Raw genomic sequence first — 19,441 nt, 5'->3', positions numbered from 1 at the left:
CCAACCTTTTAACCGAAGATCAAACAAGCGAGCCCTGAGACATGCTGGATGCTGGTGACACAAACGAAACCGTTCTCGAGATCAACAACATTGAGGTGATCTACAACCACGTCATTCTGGTTCTGAAAGGCGTTTCGCTGAAAGTGCCCAAGGGCGGGATCACCGCGCTGCTGGGCGGCAATGGTGCTGGCAAGACGACCACGCTCAAGGCCATTTCCAACCTCCTGCACTCGGAGCGTGGAGAGGTGACAAAGGGCAGTGTGAGCTACCGTGGTGAGATCACCCAGCATATGGACCCGGCGGATCTTGTGAAGCGCGGCGTTATTCAGGTTATGGAAGGGCGGCACTGTTTTGAGCACCTCACAGTTGAGGAAAACCTGCTCACAGGCGCCTATACCAGAACCGAAGGCAAGGGGGCGGTCGATGCCGACCTTGAGATGGTCTATACCTATTTTCCGCGGCTCAAAGAGCGCCGCAAGAGCCAGGCTGGCTATACCTCGGGCGGGGAGCAGCAGATGGTTGCGATTGGCCGTGCGCTGATGAGCCGGCCCGAAACGATCCTGCTGGATGAGCCTTCAATGGGCCTTGCGCCACAGCTCGTGGAGCAGATTTTCGGGATTGTGAAACAGCTCAACGAGGAAGAGGGATACACCTTCCTTCTGGCTGAACAGAACACAAATGTGGCCCTGCGCTTTGCGCATTACGGTTATATTCTTGAGTCCGGTCGGGTGGTTATGGATGGCCCTGCCGCAGAGCTTCGGGAAAACCCGGATGTGAAGGAATTCTACCTCGGGATGTCGGACGAGGGGCGCAAGAGCTTTCGTGATGTGCGCTCCTATCGCCGTCGCAAAAGATGGCTGAGCTAAGACGGCCCGGCCCGTAAAGTCACTGTCAGGGGGTTTTTGATCGGCCCCCGTCAAGCTTCTATACCTGCCGGGTATCCGGCCTGCTAAGCACGAGAAAGTTTCACCCATGAGCCAGTTTTTTGATGAGTTGGAGACACGGACACCTGATGCGCGCGCCGCGGATGTGGCGGAGCGGTTGCCCCGGCAAATCGCTCTGGCGCAGGGGCTTTCGGGCTATGGCAAGAGCCTCGCGGGCGTGGACGCCAGCCAGATCACGAGCCCAGAGGCCCTGGCCCGGTTGCCTGTGCTGCGCAAATCGGACCTCAGCGCCGCGCAGAAGGCAGCCCCACCCTTTGGCGGGCTGACAGCGGCGAAGGCGGCTGGCTTTGCCCATATTTTCCAGAGCCCCGGGCCGATTTATGAGCCCGGAAACGTAAGCCATGACTGGTGGCGCGCCGGGCGCTTTCTGGCGGCGGCAGGCATTGGCGCGGGGGATATTGTGCAGAACTGCTTTTCTTATCATCTCACCCCTGCGGGGATGATGTTTGAGAATGGCGCGCGCGCTGTGGGCGCGGCGGTTGTGCCGGCTGGCGTGGGGCAGACCGAGCTTCAGGCGCAGGCGGCGCATGATATTGGCTGCACGGCCTATGCGGGCACGCCCGATTATCTCAAGATCATTTTGGACAAGGCCGACGAGATGGGCCTCAAGCTCAAGTTTACCAAGGCCGCCGTGGGCGGGGGGGCGCTGTTCCCCAGCCTGCGCGCCGAGTATAAAGACCGTGGCATCATGTGTTTGCAGAGCTACGGCACGGCCGACCTTGGCACGATTGCTTATGAGACCTCTGCAATGGAGGGGATGATCGTGGACGAGGGGGTGATTGTCGAGATTGTGCGCCCCGGAACCGGCGACCCTGTGGCGCCGGGGGAGGTGGGCGAGGTTGTTGTCACAACGCTCAACCCCGATTATCCGCTGATCCGCTTTGCCACCGGCGATATGAGCGCCGTGATGGAGGGCACAAGCCCTTGTGGGCGCAGCAATATGCGCATCAAAGGCTGGATGGGCCGTGCGGACCAAACCACCAAGATCAAGGGGATGTTCGTGCGCCCCGAGCAGGTTGCGGCTTTTGTGGCCAAGCACAGCGAGATTGTGAAAGCCCGCGTCGTGGCCAAGCGCCAGGGCGAGATGGACGCAATGACCGTGATGGTTGAGGCCGAGGGCGGAGACGCGGCGGCCTATGGCAAATCGGTTGCCGAAGTCTTGAAGCTCAAGGGCGAGATCGAGATCGTGGCGAAGGGCAGCCTGCCCAACGATGGCAAGGTGATCGAGGATCTGCGCAGCTACGAGTGAGCCGGGCTGCGCGCGCAAACAGCTGAAAAGCATAAGAAAAGAGCCGCCCCAAAGATTGGAGCGGCTCTTTTTGCGTTCTGCTGTCGCTTGCGCTCAGCCCTGACGGGCTTTGAAGCGGCGCTGTGTTTTGTTGATCACGTAGACGCGGCCCTTGCGGCGCACGACACGGCAATCCCGATGCCGGTTCTTCAGCGAGCGGAGTGAGTTTCTTACCTTCATGAGGCAGTCTCCTTGGTCGCGGCGCAGGCCTTGCGCCTTTGGGTTAGCGGGTGCGCGAGAGTTTCCCCCCGTGCGGTGAATGGGTCGTGGTGGGCGATACAAGGTTCGAACTTGTGACCCCTTCGATGTCAACGAAGTGCTCTACCACTGAGCTAATCGCCCGAACTGGCTTGATTTTTCGCCCCCATAAACAACAAGGGGCGCGGAAACCCGCGCCAGCGCCTCGTGTCTATAAAAGGAGTCGCAGATATGATCAAGAGCTTTTGACGCCTCATTTCTTTGCTCTATAGTTCTGCTCAGAAGCAGGAGCCAGAATGCCGCGTGTCGCTTATGATTTGATCCACCCGCAACGGCGCACAACCTCGGTTGTGTTCGCCTCTCCGCACAGCGGGCGCGACTATCCCTGGACGTTTTTGCGGCGCACCGTGTTGGACCAGCATTCGATCCGAACCTCTGAAGATGCCTTTGTCGACAGGCTTTTCAGGGCCGCACCAACGTTTGGGGCACCTTTCCTGACAGCGGGCGCGCCGCGCGCTTATGTGGACCTCAACCGCGCCCCGGAAGAGCTTGATCCGGCCCTTTTTGAGGGGGTTGTGGCGCGGGGACACAATCCGCGGGTGTCTTCGGGCCTTGGGGTCGTGCCGCGCGTGGTGGCCGGGGGGCGGGCCATTTACCGGGGTAAGCTGCCTCTGGAGGAGGCGCACCGCAGGATCGACACCTATTGGCGGCCCTATCACGGGGCGCTGGCCGAGCTGTTGCAGCAGTCGCACGCGGCCTTTGGCGAGGCGATTCTGGTGGATTGCCATTCCATGCCGCATGAGGCGATGGACCTGGCGGCGCGGGGGGCTGTGCGCCGGCCCGAGGTGGTGATTGGCGACCGGCACGGCGCTTCGGCCCACAGCGCAATTGTCGATCAGATCGAAGCCGCCTTTCAGCGCGCCGGGCTGCATGTCGTGCGCAATGTGCCCTTTGCGGGGGCCTATATTTGCCAGACCTATGGCCGCCCCTCGCGGGGGCAACATGCGGTCCAGATCGAGATTGACCGGGCCATTTACATGAATGAGCAGATGATCCGGCCAAATGGCAATTTTGAGGCCTTTTGCCAACTTCTGGAAGGGATCACCCGCGAGATCTGTGCGATCGGGCAGGGCGATGAAACAGCGCTGGCTGCGGAATAGGCCAATAATTCACATGATTTTACAAAGGTTTAGGGCTTGATCGGCGAGTATAGCCCAGCCTGCTTAACACCGCTTTGAGGCTGCGTTTCACGCTGTTAACCCCTCTCTTTGGGCCCAAAAAGGGGGGGTGACATGCGTGCACAGGGCGTGCACCACGCGTGCACCGCCTGATGCGGCCAAATGTTAACAGACATTAAGTTATCGCAGCGTGCGCTCTTTGGCCTTGCCGGGGGGCTTTGGCACTTTGCGGGCTTGCGCAGTGTTCTTGACATGTGGTTATTTGAACGCTGGTGTTTTGAGTGTGTTGGGCCGTGACATATGCAATCTGCATTGGTGCCATTTGTGGAGACAAATGCTGGGTTGGCAGCGTTTTTTCTGGCGTTGGTGGTTGTGCCGGTCGTCTCAAAGCTGAGTGCCTATTTTGCCACCGCCAGCTTGCTTGAGCAGATCGAGGATGCCCATTCGCACCCCAGCCTCGTGCGCCGCTACCGCAGCAAATCAACAAACTGGTATGAAAAGGGAATTATCGTCACCCTGAGCTTCTTTGAAAAAGTCTATGGCGTGCGCAAATTCAGCCAACAAGCCTTTGTCACCTCCATGCAGATTGCCGTGGTTTATTTCTGGATCGCGGCCGTTCTCGCGGCTGTGATTCTGGCCCTTCTGGAAGGCCCGGTGATCACGCCTTGGAAAGTGGAGGTGCCCGTCAATATCGTGATCGCCCTGGCCTGTGTCTGGTTTGGGGTGAAGGTGTTTTTCCTTTCCGGGCGCTTGCTTGGCCACGCAACTTTGGCGCGCCCTTTGGTGAGGCAAATCTGCGCGGCGTTCAGGCTCTGGGCCAGCAGGCTGCGCGTGCCCTGGATTTACGCGATCCTGGGGCAGCGCCGGTTGTATCGCATCTGTTTCGCGCTATTGCTGGTGGTGGCCTATCATTTTGCCGTGGTGTCGGCTGTGGAGTGGCTTTCATCGGAGGCCGACTTTTTTGAGGCGGCGGGCAAGAACAGCCCTGAGGGCTATCTGGGGTTTTCAACCGGTTTTCTGCTGATTTCGGTTTATCTTGCGCTCGGGTTTCGTTTCATCGTGGAGGCGGGTATTTTTTACCCGCTGTTTGGCGTTCTGTTTGCGGTGTTCTTTTTCAAGAACGACCATTCGGGGTTTATGGTCGCTGTGTTTGCCTTTCTGGTTTATCCTGTCTCAAACGCGGTCTTTGACTTTATCTCCATCGGCGCCACGCGCAGCTTTCTGGGCAAAATTCTGCATGAGCGGCTGCATTTCAAGGCGGTTGTCCGAAACCTGAGCTTTGATCTCTTGGTGGCGCTGGTTTCTTTTGCCGGGTTTATTTTGACGACCGTGACCATGGTGAGTTTTATTTCGGTGTTCATTTTGGGCGGTTTTCTGGGGGCAGATGCCAAAACGGTCCGTTCGATGGACCCGTTGGGGTTTGCGCGATATGCGGGGTTTATTGCCGAGGTTGAGCGACTGGAGCGCCCCCAGCCAGGGCCGCGCCCCTCATCTGCGCCGGCAGGCACCGATGACGTGGCCGGGAAGACGCCAGAGGCGGGCGCGGGCAACCCCGGAGAGATCAATGAGATCAGGGCAATGATCATCATTGCCTGCCTGTTTGGCGCGACGACATTTGCGCCCTCTCTGGTGCATCTTTTGATAGTGTGTTCAAACAATTACAGCCAGAGAACCAAGAGCTGGTCCAGCGCGGTTGCCATGCTGGAAGCGCCGCCTGATCCGATTTCGAAAGCGTGGTCAAATGATGTCTTGAGGCGCATACGCAGAGGGCATCTTTGGGGGTGGAGCGTGGCGCTTTGGGGGGTATTGCTGTTTGGGATTGTTGTTTTTTGAGCGCTTCCTGAGCCGTTGCAGGGCCGCTTGTGAGGCTCGACTTTTGAGCCTCCGACGCTGACGGCCTGGGCTGCGCTTGGCCGTGCCCAGACAGCGCGCCGGTAGGCCAGATGCGTTTTGCGCGCATAATTTCACGGCGGCGCAGAGCGGTCATTGAGCATTTACACTTGGGGTGTTACGATTGGACCATGCTCGGCATCGGGGCTTTCAGATGTGTAAGAAGGAGGGACTTCGTCCTGTCACCAAGTGTTGTTGCAGCCGAAGGCGCGGCGAATGCGGCCCCAAGCAGGGCCAAAGAGTTGAGCAGCCAGGAGCTGCTTGCCATCATTCTCAAATCATTAGACGACGATAAGGCCGAGGATATCGTGCAGATTGATCTGCGCGGGAAGTCTTCTATTGGCGATTATATGGTTGTCTGTTCGGGGCGCTCCTCGCGTCAGGTGGGGGCGATTTCCGAGAAGCTCGCCGAGCGGCTCAAGGTTGAGCACGGGCGCGCCTCCAAGATCGAGGGCAAAAGCACCGGCGACTGGGTGTTGGTGGACACGGGCGATATTATTGTTCATGTCTTCCGCCCGGAAGTGCGCGAGTTTTACCAGCTCGAAAAGATGTGGCTGACGCCCGAGGCGGAAAAGGCCTGAGATGCGGCTGACCATCTGCGCGGTGGGCCGCCTGCGGGGCGGGCCGGAAAAAGCGCTGATTGACGATTATGTGCAGCGCTTTGAGCGCACGGGGCGGGGGCTTGGCCTGACCGCCCTTTCTGTTGTGGAAGTCGAAGACAAGAAGGGCGGGGGCATGGAGGCCGAGGCCGCTTTGCTTCAGCGCGCCCTGCCCAGGGGCGCGCGGCTTGTGTGCCTGGATGAGCGTGGGCGCGTGGAAAGCTCGCCCGCCTTTGCCGTCCGTCTTGCGGCTTGGCGCGACACGGGGGTGCAGGAGCTGGCGTTTGTGATTGGCGGCGCGGACGGGATTGCGCCGGGCCTGCGCGCAGAGGCGGCGCATTTGCTCAGTTTCGGGCCGATGGTCTGGCCGCATATGCTGGTGCGGGTGATGCTCACCGAACAGCTTTACCGCGCCGCTTCGATCCTTGCGGGCGCGCCTTATCACCGCGTTTGAGGTTGCGGGTGTTGCCCCGCGTGGGCAAGGCGCGTAAATGCTCAGGCAAAGAGGATGAAGGCTATGAGCAGACCAAAACCCGTTGTGTTGTGTATTCTGGATGGGTGGGGCCATTCGGCGCGGCGCGAGGCCAATGCGCCCGCGTTGGCCGACACGCCCAATTTTGACCGGATCATGGCCGAGTGCCCCACGAATTTCCTCACCACCCATGGCCCCGATGTGGGCTTGCCCAGCGGGCAGATGGGCAATTCGGAGGTGGGTCACACCAATATCGGTGCGGGGCGCGTTGTGGCGATGGACCTCGGACAGATCGACCTTGCCATCGAGGACGGCAGCTATTTTGACAACCCGCGCCTCAAGGGCTTCATCGCAAAGCTTCAGGAGACAGGCGGCACGGCGCATATTGTCGGGCTTGTTTCGGACGGGGGCGTGCATGGCTCGCTCATGCATATGATGGCCTCTGTCACCGCGATTGCCGAGGCGGGTGTGCCGGTGGCCATTCACGCGATTGCGGATGGGCGCGATGTGGCGCCCAAATCGGCCTTTGGCTATTTTGCCGCGCTCACCGAGGCGCTGCCTGCCAATGCGTGGATTGTCACTGTGACGGGGCGCTACTTTGCGATGGACCGTGACAACCGCTGGGAGCGGGTGAAGGAAGCCTATGACGCCATGGTGCTGGGCCAGAGCGGCTATGCGGCCCTGGATGCGCATGGGGCGATTTCAAACGCCTACAACCGCAGCGAGACGGATGAGTTTATCTCGGCCACGGTGCTGAAGGGCTATACGGGGATGACGGAGGGCGACGGTGTCTTTTGCCTCAACTTCCGCGCAGACCGTGCGCGCGAAATTCTGGCCGCTATGGCGCAGCCGGGGTTTGACAGCTTTGACGCGGGCGCGCGGCCCAAGCTCGAAATGCTGGGCATGGTCGAATATTCGGAGGCGCACGAGGGCTATATGCGCACCGTCTTCCCCTCCAGCGAGATTGTGAACACGCTGGGCGCATGGGTGGCCAAGCAAGGCTTGACGCAATTTCGCCTCGCGGAAACGGAAAAATATCCGCATGTGACCTTTTTCCTCAATGGCGGCAAGGAAGAGCCTGAGGTGGGCGAGGCGCGCTATATGGCGCAGAGCCCCAAGGTGGCGACCTATGACATGCAGCCCGAGATGAGCGCCAGCGAGGTCACCGATGCCTTTGTGGGCGCGATCAAAGAGGGCTATGACCTTATTGTGACAAATTACGCCAACCCGGATATGGTGGGCCATACGGGTGATTTGAAGGCGGCGATCAAGGCTTGCGAGGCGGTAGACCAGGGCCTTGGCCGCGTGTTGGCGGCGCTGGAGGCCGCAGGGGGCGCGATGATTGTGACGGCGGACCACGGCAATTGTGAAATGATGATCGACCCTGTGACGGGCGGTGCGCATACGGCGCATACGATAAACCCTGTGCCGGTGATCCTTGTGGGCGGGCCTGAGGGCGCAACCCTGCGGGAGGGGCGCTTGAGCGACCTTGCGCCGAGCCTTCTGGAGCTGATGGGGCTGCCCAAACCGCCCGAGATGACGGGGGAAAGCCTGATCGAATGAGGCTCTTTGGCGCTCTTTTTGCTCTGCTCTGCTGTGCGCCAATGGGGGCTCATGCACAGCAGCCTCTGCGCCCGGCGGTTGCGGCGCAAGCGGCGCTTGAGGAGCTGCGTGCAGCCCAGCAGATGTTGGAAGAGGCCAAGGGGGGGCGCGCCCGCGTGGCCGCGCTGAGCGAGACCGTGCGCGCCTTTGAGGCCGGGCTGAGCGCTGTGCGCGCCGGCCTGCGTGGCGCAGTCATTCGCGAGCGCGCGCTGAGCCTGCGCCTGGCCGGGCAGGAAGAGGAAATCGCAGCCCTTTTGACGGTGTTGCAGGCGCGTGGGCGGGCCGGGTCGCCGAGCCTGTTTTTGCATCCGCAAGGCGCGCTGGGCACGGCGCGGGCCGGGATGATTGTCAGTCAGATGACCCCTGTTTTGAGCGCACAGGCCGAAGAGCTGCGCGAGGTTTTGGCCGAGGTCAGCAGCCTGCGCCAGCTTCAGGCGGGGGCCGAGAGCCGCTTGCAAGAGGCCTTGGGCGCGGTGCAGCAGGCGCGCAGCGCCTTGAGCCAGGCGATTGGCGACCGCACCGAGCTGCCACGCAAGTTCAGCGAGGACGCCGTCAAGACCGCGCTCTTGCTGGCCACGGCAGAGACGCTTGAGAGCTTTGCCGGTGGGCTTGGCGAGATCAGCGGTGGGCCCCTCATGGGGCAGGCGGCTGATGAGGATGTGACCCTGCGCAAAGGCCAGCTGCCCCTGCCTGTGGCGGGGCGCGTTTTGCGCCGCGCCGGGGAGGCGGATGCGGCCGGTATCGTGCGGGCAGGGCTTGTTGTGGCCACCCGCCCGCGCGCTTTGGTAAGTGCTCCGGCCGCGGCGACCATCCGCTATCAGGGCCCGCTCCTGGACTTTGGCAATGTGTTGATCCTTGAGCCCAAGGCCGGGCTGTTGATGGTCTTTGCCGGGCTGGATCTGGTTTATGGGCGCACCGGAGAGGTGGTCGCCCGGGGGGCTCCGCTTGGGTTGATGGGCGGAAAACAGGCCAGCGTTGGGGAAATATTGACACAAGTCGGTGAAGGAACCGGAAGTGACCTTTCACAATCGCTCTATTTGGAAGTAAGAGAAGACAATGAACCCGTGAACCCGCAAGACTGGTTTCGCACAGAAAGGGAAGAGTGAGACATGAAGAAATTTCTCATGGCCGCAGCAACAGGCACGCTGGCAGGGGTGATTTTCACCACCCAGGTGGCCGCACCTCTGCTGGCGCAGGACGCCTCCAAGACATCCAATGTCTACCAGCAGCTTGATCTGTTCGGGGATATTTTTGAACGGATTCGGGCGCAATATGTGGAAGAGGTTGACGAAGGCGAGCTGATTGAAGCGGCCATCAACGGGATGCTCACATCGCTGGACCCGCATTCCAGCTACCTCAGCCCGGAAGATGCCGAGGGGATGAAGGTGCAAACCAGCGGCGAGTTTGGCGGGCTGGGGATTGAAGTGACCCAGGAAGAGGGCTTTGTGAAAGTCGTCTCGCCAATGGACGGAACCCCCGCTGATGAAGCCGGTGTGGAAGCGGGTGATTTTATCACCCATGTGGATGGTGAGAGCCTGCTTGGGTTGACCCTGGATGAGGCGGTTGATCTGATGCGCGGCCCTGTGGGCAGCGAGATTGTGATCACCGTGGCGCGTGAGGGCGCAGACGAGCCCATGGAAATTTCCATCATCCGTGACACCATCAAGCTCACGGCTGTGCGCTCGCGCATTGAGGGCGAGAGCGTTGTGCTGCGGGTCACCACCTTCAACCGCCAGACCTCGCCCAACCTTGCGGCCGGAATCGAGGCGCAGGTTGCCGAAGCCGGCGGAATGGACAATGTGAACGGCTTTATCCTGGATCTGCGCAACAACCCCGGTGGCTTGCTGACCGAGGCGATTGCGGTGTCGGATGCCTTTCTGGAAACCGGCGAGATTGTCTCGACCCGCGGGCGTGCGCCAGAAGATGGCGACAGGTTCAACGCAACGCCCGGCGATCTGACGCAGGGCAAGCCTTTGGTCGTCCTGATCAATGGCGGCTCGGCCTCGGCGTCTGAAATTGTGGCCGGTGCGCTGCAAGACCATCGCCGTGCGATCGTTGTGGGCACCAAGAGCTTTGGCAAGGGCTCGGTGCAGACCTTGATGCAGCTGCGCGGAGAAGGGGCCATGCGGCTGACCACAGCGCGCTATTACACCCCCTCCGGGCGTTCCATTCAGGCGCTCGGCGTCTCGCCGGATATTGTTGTGGAGCAACCGCGCCGCACGCCGGAGGCGGATACGGCAGAGGAGGAGAGCGCCTTCAAGGCCCGCACGGAGGCGGATCTGCGCGGCGCGATCAGCAATGACAGCCTGACGCAAGACGAGATCGAGCAGATCAAGAAAGAGCAGGACGAAGCACTCGCCGCTGCCAAGCTGCGCGAAGAGGACTACCAACTCGCCTATGCGCTCGACATTCTCAAGGGCCTCTCGGCCCTCGGGCCGGACAGCAAGTAAGCAGGCCGGACCCACAACAGGGCCGCTCCGAAAAGCGGGCGGCCCTTTTGTGTGTGCGCTTTGAGCCGGGCGGGCCAGGTCTTGGCCTATTCGGCGCTTGCGGCGCGGTGGAGCTTGGGTCAGAAGGCTTGCGCAAGAGGGGAGCAGCCATGTTGGAACTCATTATTTTATGCGCTGCGGGCTTTGCTGCGGGGGCGCTCAATGCGGTTGCGGGGGGTGGCACGTTTATTTCCTTTCCGGCGCTTGTCTGGATCGGGGTGCCGCCGATCATGGCCAATGCCACGGCGACGCTGACGGCGATACCGGGTTATGCGGGCAGTGCCTGGGCCTTTCGCCATGACATGCAGGCCGAGGGCGCTGTGAGTTTGCGGGCCATGCTGGCGATTGCCGCGTTGGGCGGGCTTATTGGCGCGTTTTTGCTCACCATCACCAGCGAGGCGGCTTTTGTGGGGCTTGTGCCTTGGCTTCTTTTGCTGGCCACAGGCGTTTTTGCGGCGGGGCCGAAGATATTGCAGATGCTCAAGGGCCGCGGGCTTGGCATCTGGGGTGGCAGCGCGGCGCTGATGGCGGTGTCGATCTATGGCGGCTATTTCAACGGTGGCCTTGGGATCATGCTGCTGGCGGCCTTCGGAGTCATGGGGTTTCAGAACCTGCATGGGATGAACGGGCTGAAAAACCTGATGTCTGCGCTGCTCTCGATCGTTTCGGCTACGGCGCTGGCTGTGGCGGGGCTGATCGCGTGGAAAAGCGCGCTTGTGCTGGCGCTGGCAACCACGGCGGGGGGCTATTTTGGCGCGGCCTATGCGCGCAAGATCACCAATATGAAGCTTCTGCGCGCCGCCATCGTTGCGGTGGGGCTTGCTATGACGCTATTGTTTTTCCTGAAGTGAGGAGCCCTGATGCGCCCTGAAGAGATTGCAAAACTGCCCTATCGCCCCTGTGTGGGTGTGATGCTCGTGAACCCAGCCGGGCATGTGTTTGTCGGCCAGCGGCGCGACCGCGATCAGGACGCCTGGCAGATGCCGCAGGGCGGCGTGGACGACGGCGAGGAGGCGCGCGCCGCAGCCCTGCGCGAGCTTTGGGAGGAAACCGGTGTGCGCGCCGACAAGGTGCGTATCGAGGCGGAAAGCGCGGGCTGGCTGCCCTATGATTTGCCCCATGATCTTGTGCCCAAGATCTGGAAAGGGCGCTTTCGCGGGCAGGCGCAGAAGTGGTTTCTGATGCGCTTTCTGGGGGCGGATGGGGACATCAATATCGCCACCGAGCACCCCGAATTTTCCGAGTGGCGCTGGCTGCCCGCCGACGAGCTTGTGGCCAATATCGTGCCGTTCAAGCGCGCCGTTTACCAAGCGGTTCTGGCCGAGTTTTCGCCGCTTCTGGCGTCAGAGGGAGCCAACAAACCGGCCCGTTGAGCGCGCCGGCCTGCGCCCCTTGCACTGCCGTTAATGCAGGTTTGGTGGCGGTGTTGCCCCGCGCGCGCCCAGCGCCAGCGCCTTTTCGCGGCCGCCGTGCTGCGCCACCAGAGCATCTTGGGCCGCAAAGGCGGCGGTATCGGCTGCGGCTGGATCGACGTGCTGGCGCAGAAGGCGCGCCAGCCTTGCCAGCTCTGCGGGCTGCTGCACAGCGAGATTGGTGGCTTCTTCCGGGTCTTCTTCAAGGTCAAACAGTTCGGGCTCAAAGCCGATATATTCGATATATTTCCAGCGCCCCTTGCGCAGCATGTAAGCTCCTGAAACAGCGCCTGCGGCGTGGTATTGCGAGAGGATTTCGCGCGCGGGATCATGTGGCGCGCGGGCGATGTCTTGCAGCGGGCGGCCATCACTTTCGCCAGCCCAGTTGAGCCCGAACACCGCAGGGATGGTGCGGGAGAGATCCAGCAAGGAAACCGGTGTCGTGCAGGTCCCGGCGGGCAGGCCCTCAACCGCTGCGATCATGGGGATGCTCACGCTTTCGCGATACATGTTGGATTTGCCCCAGAGGCCGCGCGCACCGGCGTTGTCGCCATGATCGGAGGCGTAAAGGATGTCGGCGCTCAGGCCCGCGCTTTCGAGGGCCGCCAGAATGCGCCCCACATTGTGATCGAGCCATTCGCACAGGCCCCAATAGGCGGCGATGGCGTCTTTGCGCTCTTCCTTGGATTTGAAGGCAGACTCGCTGTCCATAAAGGCGTTTTGCTTTGCCACCCAGGGGTGCTGCACATAGCCGTCGCGCGGCAGAAGCTTGGGCTCTGGCAGGTTCATCTGGCGGTATTTGGAAAAGAACGGCTCAGGGCAGACCAGCGGGAAGTGCGGCGCGACCAGACCGATGTAAAGACACCAGGGGCGCGCATCGTTTGAGGTGGCCTTGTCGGCAAACCACTGGGCGGCGCGCGCGACCACGGCCTCATCATAGCGCGTGTAGGCGCTTTCGCCCGGGCCGATATACTCGCCCAGCATACGCCCCTGCGCTTGGATGCGCTCGTCTTCGCGGCGGATGGAGGCGAAGACCATGCCGACCCCGTCTTTGACCATCATTGGGATGTGCTCGTGATCAAACCCCACAGGGTCAGAGGGGTCGCGGTAGTGCAGTTTGCCCACAGATTCGACCTGCACGCCGCCCCGCTGAAGCACATGGCCCCAGCTTTGCGGTGTGCCTGTGTAGGGCATGGAATTGTCCCAGTGGCCGGTTTTGTGAACATGCTGCGCGGTGGCAAAAGAGGCGCGCGCGGGCACGCAGATGGGGCTGGGGGTATAGGCATCGGTGAAGCGCGTGCCACGGGCGGCGAGGGCATCAAGGTTTGGTGTGTGCACGAAAGGGTGGCCCGCGCAGCTCATCGCGTCAGCGCGGTGTTCATCGGAGAGGATGACAACAAGTCCTTTGGTCATGGTCTGGTCTTTCATCGGCAAAGTCATTTGCGGCCTCTGAGGTTCCAGAAGACGACAAAAATGGCGAGGGAGGTGAAGGTGAAGGCAATCGGGCTGGAGAAGAGCAACCACGGGTCGCTGCCTGTGGCGGCGAACGCCTGGCGCGCGGTGGCTTCCAGCTTGCCCGCCAGGATGAAGGCGATGACGAAGGGCAGGGGCGAGATGCCGGTGCGGCGCATGAGATAGCCCAGAAGCCCGAAGGCGAGGGTGATCCAGACGGCGAGCATTTTGCCTTCCTGAACATAGATCGCTGTAAGCGTCAGCAGCAGCACGACAGGCAGAAGGATTGCCTTTGGCACCCGGCTCATGATGCCGACCTGCCGCATGAAGAGGCCGCCCAGTGTCCAGTTCAGGGCATTGGCGCAGAACATGGCCGTGAAGAGGCCAAAGGCGATGACAAGCTCCGGGTTGGTGCCGCTGGCGGGCAGGGCAAAGACCGAGGGGCCGGGGGTAAATCCGCCGATACTTTCCATTGCGAGGATCAGGAAGACGGCGGCGGCGTTGCCTGGGATGCCGAGAGACAGAACGGGGATGAGGTTGGCGCCGGAGACCGAGGAATTGGCCGCCTCGGTTGCGGCGATGCCTTCGGGCGCGCCTTGGCCGAAGGCGGGCGTGCGCCCTGTTTTGGCATGGCTGCGCGAGGCCATGGTGTAGCCGAGCGTTGCGGCAAGCGTGCTGCCAACCCCCGGCAGTGCGCCGATGGCTGTGCCAACGATGGAGGAGCGCAGAATGTGGGGCCAGAGGCGCGGCAACTCGGGCCAGAGGCGGTGTTTTTGGCGGCTCTGTGTGTCACGCGCGACCTTTTGGGGGCCTTCGCTGCGCAACTCTTCCAGCGATTTGAAAACCTCTCCGATGATCAGCACACCGAGGATGGCGGCGGCAAGGGGGATGCCGCCGGACAGGCCCGGGGCGCCCATGGTGAGGCGGGGGTAGAAGTCTTCTCCCGTGGCGATCATCGCGGCCAGCAGGCCCAGCCCCATCGAGATCAGCCCTTTGCCGACAGAGCCGCCAATGACCGAGGCGATGAAGGCCAGTGACAAAAGCAGGAGCGCAGCTTTTTCGGGCAGATCAAGATAGCGCTCCACGAGGATGGCCAGAAACGGCGCGCAGAGCACCAGCACCACATCAGAGAAGGTATCTCCCGAGGCCGAAGACAGATGCGCGATTTTCAAGGCACGCTTGGCCTCGCCGCGCCGGGACATGGGAAAGCCATCAAGCGCTGTCATATAGGCATCGGGCGTGCCGGGGGTGTTGAAGAGAATGGCAGGCACCGCGCCGCCGACTGTGGCGCCTTTCATTATCCCGATCAGAAAGCCGAGAACGGGCAGCAGCGCGTCGACGGAATAGCCAAAGACCGAAATCAGGATTGGCAAGGAAATGGCCATGGCGATGGGGCCGGCAAGGCCCGGGGTCGCGCCGACAACGATGCCGAGCACGAAGCCTGCGGCGACCATCACCAGCACGATGGAAACGCCAAGGCCAAAGAGCTCGAAAGCCGGATTGGCAAAGAACACGGCCTGAACGCCAAGCTGGATGTGGCCCCAGATATCCATCACAGGTCTCCGTTGGGCGGCAAGAGCAGGTCTTCAAAGGGCAGATCATAGGCGAGGGCTATGAGTGTTGCGGCGCAAAAACCGGTGAGCAGGAGCGCCCAGAGCCGTCTTTTCTGTGCCGGTTGGGCCATGCCGCTGAGCGCGGCAACCATCAGGGTGCCGCCGGTGATATAGCCGATGTATTTCCACGGCAGAGTGTTGCGCAGCGGGCGGTAGCCCGTGTCTGTCAAGCTGCCAACAAGGGGGCCGAGGTGGCGCATGAGCGCCAACGACAGCGCAAAGACAAGCGTGAGCGCAGCGATCCAGCGCAGGTTTTCAGGCCGCAAGCGGGGCGCGCACGGATCAGGCCTCAGCCATGTCAGCACGGCCCCGAGCAGGAGGACACAGCCTGCCACCGTTGGCCCCAATGCGTCGCCGATGAGCACACGCCGGCGCAGTTTTTCAAGCAGCCCGGTTTCCGTGTCCAGCGGAATCCAGACAAAGAGCAAGACCAGCGCAAAGGCAAAGACCAGAAGGCCAAGCCAGCGATCAGATGAGAGCTTTTGCATGGTCTTGCCTCTGTGCCCGCTTACTGGGCCGCCTCCATGAGGGCGCCGGCGGCGTCATAATCGCGCTCAAGCAGGGATTGCAGATCGGCGCCCATGATGTTGACGTTGCCGCCAAAGGCCTTCTTGATCATGCCGGAGGCCTTGCCGCTGGCTGTGGCTTTTGCGATGGCCTCGCTCAGCGCGGTGCGGGCCGCTTCGGGCAGGCCCTTGGGCGCCACAAAGGCGAAATGGCCGTTGGCGTTGAAGGGCACGTTGTACGCGGCCAGAAGCGGGGCGTCGGGCGTCTGCTTCAACGGTTCGCTCATGGCCGAAGCGAGGTTGACCAGCGCGCCAGAGGCGACGGCTTTGCCTTGCGCCCCCGCCACGAAGCTCACGTCCATATCGCCGGCAATGACGCCATCAAGCGTGGCGCGGCCGCCTTTCACTTCGATGATGTTGAACGCGACATCATTTGCCGCGCCGATGACATAGGCCAGATCGGCGAGCTTGGGGCTCATCACGCCAAAGCGGATGTCCTCCCCGGCTTTCGCCGCGCCGAGCACGTCACCGAAGGTTGTCCAGCCGCGGTCGGCCTTGGCGATGATTCCCATCTGAAAGCCGGCGGTGGTGGTGAGCGGGGTGAAATCTGTCGGAGTGATGCCCGCCGATTTGGCAGCGCGGGCGTTATAGCCCAGGGATTCTGTCACAACCAGTGCGATGGCGGTGCCATCGGCGGGCATGTCGCGCAGGGCCACAAGGGCGTTCAGCCCGCCCTTGCCGGTGATTTGTTCGGGAATGACATCCCAACCCATTGTCGTTTGCAGATCTTCCGCGACCAGCCTTGCGTGGGTGTCGGCCCCGCCGCCGGCGTTGAAGGCGATGATCATCTTGATGGGGCCTTCAGGTGCCCAGCTTTCGGCCGTGGCTGGCGCAGCCGTCAGCCCCAAGCTCAGTGTCAGGGCCGCGAGGGCCCCTTTCAGGTAATTTTGCATGTGATTCCTCCCTAGAAACAGGGGCAGCCTTGTGGAAATTAGTTGACCTGTCAACAATAAGGTTGAACAGCCTCGCAAACTGGCCTCTAGTATTGCTATGAAAAAACCGACAGCTTCCCCGAGTTTCCAAGACCTGTCGTCCTTTGTGACTTTCCGCATTGCGCGGGTTCAGAACACATTGAACGCTCAGGCGAGTGCCACATTGGCCGCGCATTGCGACCTGACGCTGACAGAATGGCGGATGTTGGCCTCTATCGAGGCCCGTGGCCAGACGACAGCGGCCGAGATTGCGCGCCACACCCAGATTGACAAGGGGCAGGTGAGCCGCGCGGTGAAGTCTTTGAAGGGGCGCGCGCTTTTGAAAGCGGGTGCGGCAGCAACAGACCAGCGCCAGCAGACCTTGACCCTTTCCGCCCAGGGGCGGGCGGTTTTTGAGCGGGTTGTTGTTGTGATGCGCAAGCGGCAGGAAATGCTGACGCAAGACATTGCGCCCGAAGACCTCAGGACGTTTTTTTCGGTGCTCGACAAGCTGCAAGCCCGCGCGCTTTGAGAAGAAAGCTTGCGTGCAAGCGCGTCAGTCGGGCTTGCGGTTGTGACGGTGGTTTGGCGGGGTTTTGGAGGGTGAAACCTGGTGCTGTAGGGGAGGATTGAACTCCCGCACTCAGCAGCTTGCGTGCAAGCGCGTCAGTCGGGCCTGCGGTTGTGACGGTGGTTTGGCGGGGTTTTGGAGGGTGAAACCTGGTGCTGTAGGGGAGGATTGAACTCCCGACCTCTCCCTTACCAAGGGAGTGCTCTACCACTGAGCTACTACAGCGCCGGATGTGGCGGGTGATTAGACGCAAATTGCCGCTCGTGCAAGGCCAATCTGGACGGCTTGTGCCAAGCGCGATATGAGGCTCTTATGGAGCCGAAAAACAGCAAACCCAAAGCCAAGAGCGAAACCGCGCGCGAAGAGCGCTTGAAAGCGGCGCTCAAGGCCAATATGGCGCGGCGCAAGGCGCAGGCCAAGGCGCGCCAGCAGGCGCAGGCGGCGTCCAAGAGCGGTGGCAAGGATTAAAAGGTAGAGCAGATGGACCAGATTATCGTAACGGGCAACGGCCCTGTGAGTGGGCAGATCCCGATTGCGGGGGCCAAGAACGCCTGCCTTGCGCTGATGCCGGCCACGCTTTTGAGCGAGGAGCCTTTGACGCTGACCAATGCGCCACGCCTCAGCGACATTCGCACCATGACCCAGCTTTTAGAGAGCCTTGGGGCGGAGATTTCGGCGCTGTCCGAAGGGCAGGTGATTGCCATGTCCTGCCATGGGCAGATCAACACCCGCGCGGACTATGACATTGTGCGCAAGATGCGTGCTTCCAACCTTGTGCTGGGCCCGCTTCTGGCGCGCGAGGGCCATGCTGTTGTCTCGCTGCCCGGTGGCTGTGCGATCGGGGCGCGGCCGATGGATATCCACACCAACGGTCTGGAAAAGATGGGGGCAGAGATCGAGCTGAAGGAAGGCTATTTGCACGCCAAGGCCGGCGGTGGGCGCTTGAAGGGCGCTGTCATCGACTTCCCCTTTGCCTCTGTGGGTGCGACCGAGAATATCCTGATGGCCGCCACGCTGGCCAAGGGCACGACCGTGATCAACAACGCCGCGCGCGAGCCGGAGATTGTCGATCTGGCGCAATGCCTGCGCAAGATGGGTGCAGAGATCGAGGGCGAGGGCACGAGCACCATCACCATTGAGGGTGTTGACAGGCTGGGCGGGGCAACCCATCAGGTTGTGACCGACCGGATCGAGCTGGGCACTTACATGCTTGCGCCCGCGATTTGCGGGGGCGAGGTCGAGTGTCTTGGCGGCAAGCTGAGCCTTGTGGAGAGCTTTGTGGCCAAGCTCAACGAGGCGGGGGTTGATGTGGAAGAGACGCCTTCGGGCCTGAAGGTGGCGCGCAAGAGCGGGCCGATCAAGGCGGTGAATGTCACCACCGAGCCTTTCCCCGGCTTCCCGACAGATTTGCAGGCGCAGATGATGGCCTTGCTTTGCACCGCCGAGGGCACCTCTGTTCTGGAAGAAAAGATTTTTGAGAACCGTTTTATGCACGCCCCTGAGCTGGAGCGCATGGGGGCGGATATCGAGGTGCATGGCGGCACGGCGACTGTAAAGGGTGTGAAGCGCCTGAAGGGGGCGCCTGTGATGGCGACCGATCTGCGCGCCTCTGTCTCGCTCATCCTTGCGGGGATGGCGGCAGAGGGCGAGACGGTTGTGAACCGTGTGTATCACCTGGATCGTGGTTATGAAAAAGTGGTGCGCAAGCTTTCGGGGATTGGTGCAAAAGTCGAGCGGGTGAAGGGCCAATGAGCGTTGATGCCAGCTTTGAGGACGGGGCCGAGCGGCCACTGAACCTTGGCGCGCTGGACGAGGATGACCTCGCGGTCATCTCTGCGCTGGTGCAGGATGCTGTCTTTCCGGTCACCGAGATGACATATGACCAGAAGGGCCGTCGCTTTGCGCTTTTGCTCAACCGCTTTCGCTGGGAAGACAAGGGCGCTGCGCGCCACGCGCCCGAGCGGGTGCAGGCTGTGCTAGTGTTTGACACCGTGCTCGGCGTGGCGACGCAGGGCGTGCGCCGCGCGGACAAAGACATGGTGCTGTCGCTGCTGGCCATAGATTGGGAGCCAAGCGAGGCCCCGTCTGGGCATATCGTGTTGACGCTGGCGGGGGACGGGGCGATCAGGCTGGACTGCGAGGCGCTGGAAGTCACGCTGAAAGACGTCACGCGGCCCTATACAGCACCCTCGCGCAAACGGCCGAGCCACGAAGGCTGACGCCTGCGACACAACTCTGCCTTGAGGCCCGCAAGGT

General features: G+C 61.7%; 20 protein-coding genes and 2 tRNA genes. 15 read left to right on the top strand and 7 right to left on the bottom strand.

Annotated elements, in window-relative coordinates:
* Nucleotides 1-41 precede the first annotated feature (41 nt).
* Nucleotides 42-866 (top strand): ABC transporter ATP-binding protein, encoded by an 825-nt coding sequence (locus Q0478_RS06155; protein WP_298677197.1) that lies wholly within the window; start codon nucleotides 42-44, stop codon nucleotides 864-866.
* Between the two features lie 106 nt (nucleotides 867-972).
* The gene (locus tag Q0478_RS06150; RefSeq protein ID WP_298677195.1) at nucleotides 973-2,193 is read left to right on the top strand and encodes a phenylacetate--CoA ligase family protein; all 1,221 of its coding nucleotides are present in this window, start codon (nucleotides 973-975) and stop codon (nucleotides 2,191-2,193) included.
* Nucleotides 2,194-2,286: 93 nt separating this feature from the next.
* Here the strand turns inward: Q0478_RS06150 and ykgO are convergent, their stop codons facing one another.
* Both ykgO and Q0478_RS06140 read right to left on the bottom strand, forming a co-directional pair.
* Entirely contained in the window at nucleotides 2,287-2,412 is a 126-nt protein-coding gene (gene ykgO / locus Q0478_RS06145; RefSeq protein WP_005850168.1) for a type B 50S ribosomal protein L36, read from the bottom strand.
* Between the two features lie 87 nt (nucleotides 2,413-2,499).
* Nucleotides 2,500-2,574, bottom strand: a tRNA-Val gene (locus tag Q0478_RS06140).
* Nucleotides 2,575-2,726: 152 nt separating this feature from the next.
* Here Q0478_RS06140 and Q0478_RS06135 point away from each other — a divergent pair.
* The 9 genes from Q0478_RS06135 (at nucleotide 2,727) to Q0478_RS06095 (ending at nucleotide 12,033) form a co-directional block, all read left to right on the top strand.
* Nucleotides 2,727-3,590, top strand: a complete 864-nt coding sequence (locus Q0478_RS06135; RefSeq protein ID WP_298677193.1) for an N-formylglutamate amidohydrolase — start codon at nucleotides 2,727-2,729, stop codon at nucleotides 3,588-3,590.
* 318 nt (nucleotides 3,591-3,908) lie between these two features.
* A complete protein-coding gene (locus Q0478_RS06130; RefSeq protein ID WP_298677191.1) occupies nucleotides 3,909-5,441 on the top strand; it encodes a hypothetical protein in 1,533 nt (510 codons plus the stop codon).
* 188 nt (nucleotides 5,442-5,629) lie between these two features.
* Nucleotides 5,630-6,079: a ribosome silencing factor gene (rsfS, locus tag Q0478_RS06125; RefSeq protein ID WP_298677189.1), complete on the top strand. Its 450-nt coding sequence runs from the start codon at nucleotides 5,630-5,632 to the stop codon at nucleotides 6,077-6,079.
* A gap of 1 nt (nucleotide 6,080) precedes the next feature.
* A complete protein-coding gene (rlmH, locus tag Q0478_RS06120) occupies nucleotides 6,081-6,551 on the top strand; it encodes a 23S rRNA (pseudouridine(1915)-N(3))-methyltransferase RlmH (protein WP_298677187.1) in 471 nt (156 codons plus the stop codon).
* Nucleotides 6,552-6,614: 63 nt separating this feature from the next.
* On the top strand, nucleotides 6,615-8,132 hold the full coding sequence (gpmI, locus tag Q0478_RS06115; protein WP_298677185.1) for a 2,3-bisphosphoglycerate-independent phosphoglycerate mutase: 1,518 nt from the start codon (nucleotides 6,615-6,617) through the stop codon (nucleotides 8,130-8,132).
* Entirely contained in the window at nucleotides 8,129-9,277 is a 1,149-nt protein-coding gene (locus tag Q0478_RS06110) for a peptidoglycan DD-metalloendopeptidase family protein (RefSeq protein WP_298677183.1), read from the top strand. The genes gpmI and Q0478_RS06110 overlap by 4 nt, the downstream gene beginning before the upstream one ends.
* A 3-nt stretch (nucleotides 9,278-9,280) precedes the next feature.
* Nucleotides 9,281-10,621, top strand: a complete 1,341-nt coding sequence (locus Q0478_RS06105; RefSeq protein ID WP_298677181.1) for a S41 family peptidase — start codon at nucleotides 9,281-9,283, stop codon at nucleotides 10,619-10,621.
* A 149-nt stretch (nucleotides 10,622-10,770) separates the two neighbouring features.
* Complete coding sequence (locus Q0478_RS06100) at nucleotides 10,771-11,511, top strand: sulfite exporter TauE/SafE family protein (protein ID WP_298677179.1); 741 nt, start codon at nucleotides 10,771-10,773, stop codon at nucleotides 11,509-11,511.
* A 9-nt stretch (nucleotides 11,512-11,520) separates the two neighbouring features.
* On the top strand, nucleotides 11,521-12,033 hold the full coding sequence (locus Q0478_RS06095) for an RNA pyrophosphohydrolase (protein WP_298677177.1): 513 nt from the start codon (nucleotides 11,521-11,523) through the stop codon (nucleotides 12,031-12,033).
* Nucleotides 12,034-12,063: 30 nt separating this feature from the next.
* On the opposite strand, the gene Q0478_RS06090 is transcribed toward Q0478_RS06095, so the two are convergent.
* Genes Q0478_RS06090 through Q0478_RS06075 form a run of 4 tightly spaced genes read right to left on the bottom strand, consistent with a single transcriptional unit; the run spans nucleotide 12,064 to nucleotide 16,596 of the window.
* Nucleotides 12,064-13,485, bottom strand: coding sequence for a sulfatase-like hydrolase/transferase (locus Q0478_RS06090; protein WP_298677175.1), 1,422 nt, complete (start codon nucleotides 13,483-13,485; stop codon nucleotides 12,064-12,066).
* Nucleotides 13,486-13,508: 23 nt separating this feature from the next.
* Nucleotides 13,509-15,077 (bottom strand): tripartite tricarboxylate transporter permease, encoded by a 1,569-nt coding sequence (locus tag Q0478_RS06085; protein ID WP_298677174.1) that lies wholly within the window; start codon nucleotides 15,075-15,077, stop codon nucleotides 13,509-13,511.
* The gene (locus Q0478_RS06080) at nucleotides 15,077-15,625 is read right to left on the bottom strand and encodes a hypothetical protein (RefSeq protein ID WP_298677172.1); all 549 of its coding nucleotides are present in this window, start codon (nucleotides 15,623-15,625) and stop codon (nucleotides 15,077-15,079) included. The genes Q0478_RS06085 and Q0478_RS06080 overlap by 1 nt, the downstream gene beginning before the upstream one ends.
* 20 nt (nucleotides 15,626-15,645) lie before the next feature.
* Complete coding sequence (locus tag Q0478_RS06075) at nucleotides 15,646-16,596, bottom strand: tripartite tricarboxylate transporter substrate binding protein (protein WP_298677170.1); 951 nt, start codon at nucleotides 16,594-16,596, stop codon at nucleotides 15,646-15,648.
* 97 nt (nucleotides 16,597-16,693) lie between these two features.
* Between Q0478_RS06075 and Q0478_RS06070 the strand changes: the two genes are divergently transcribed.
* Nucleotides 16,694-17,146: a MarR family winged helix-turn-helix transcriptional regulator gene (locus Q0478_RS06070; protein ID WP_298677168.1), complete on the top strand. Its 453-nt coding sequence runs from the start codon at nucleotides 16,694-16,696 to the stop codon at nucleotides 17,144-17,146.
* Nucleotides 17,147-17,335: 189 nt separating this feature from the next.
* On the opposite strand, the gene Q0478_RS06065 is transcribed toward Q0478_RS06070, so the two are convergent.
* Nucleotides 17,336-17,410, bottom strand: a tRNA-Thr gene (locus tag Q0478_RS06065).
* An 87-nt stretch (nucleotides 17,411-17,497) separates the two neighbouring features.
* On the opposite strand from Q0478_RS06065, the gene Q0478_RS06060 reads away from it, so the two are divergent.
* Genes Q0478_RS06060 through Q0478_RS06050 form a run of 3 tightly spaced genes read left to right on the top strand, consistent with a single transcriptional unit; the run spans nucleotide 17,498 to nucleotide 19,404 of the window.
* The gene (locus Q0478_RS06060) at nucleotides 17,498-17,653 is read left to right on the top strand and encodes a hypothetical protein (protein WP_298677166.1); all 156 of its coding nucleotides are present in this window, start codon (nucleotides 17,498-17,500) and stop codon (nucleotides 17,651-17,653) included.
* A gap of 12 nt (nucleotides 17,654-17,665) precedes the next feature.
* Nucleotides 17,666-18,937 carry a UDP-N-acetylglucosamine 1-carboxyvinyltransferase gene (gene murA, locus Q0478_RS06055; RefSeq protein WP_298677165.1) on the top strand — a complete coding sequence of 424 codons (1,272 nt, stop codon included), beginning with the start codon at nucleotides 17,666-17,668 and terminating at the stop codon, nucleotides 18,935-18,937.
* The gene (locus tag Q0478_RS06050; RefSeq protein ID WP_298677163.1) at nucleotides 18,934-19,404 is read left to right on the top strand and encodes a DUF2948 family protein; all 471 of its coding nucleotides are present in this window, start codon (nucleotides 18,934-18,936) and stop codon (nucleotides 19,402-19,404) included. Before murA ends, Q0478_RS06050 begins: the two co-directional genes overlap by 4 nt.
* Nucleotides 19,405-19,441: the final 37 nt, after the last annotated feature.

The organism is uncultured Lentibacter sp., assembly GCF_937123735.1.
In the GTDB taxonomy this organism is placed as follows: Bacteria; Pseudomonadota; Alphaproteobacteria; order Rhodobacterales; family Rhodobacteraceae; genus Lentibacter.
The sequence above is the reverse complement of the archived record's forward strand: the minus strand, read 5'-3'. Positions and strand labels throughout refer to the sequence as shown.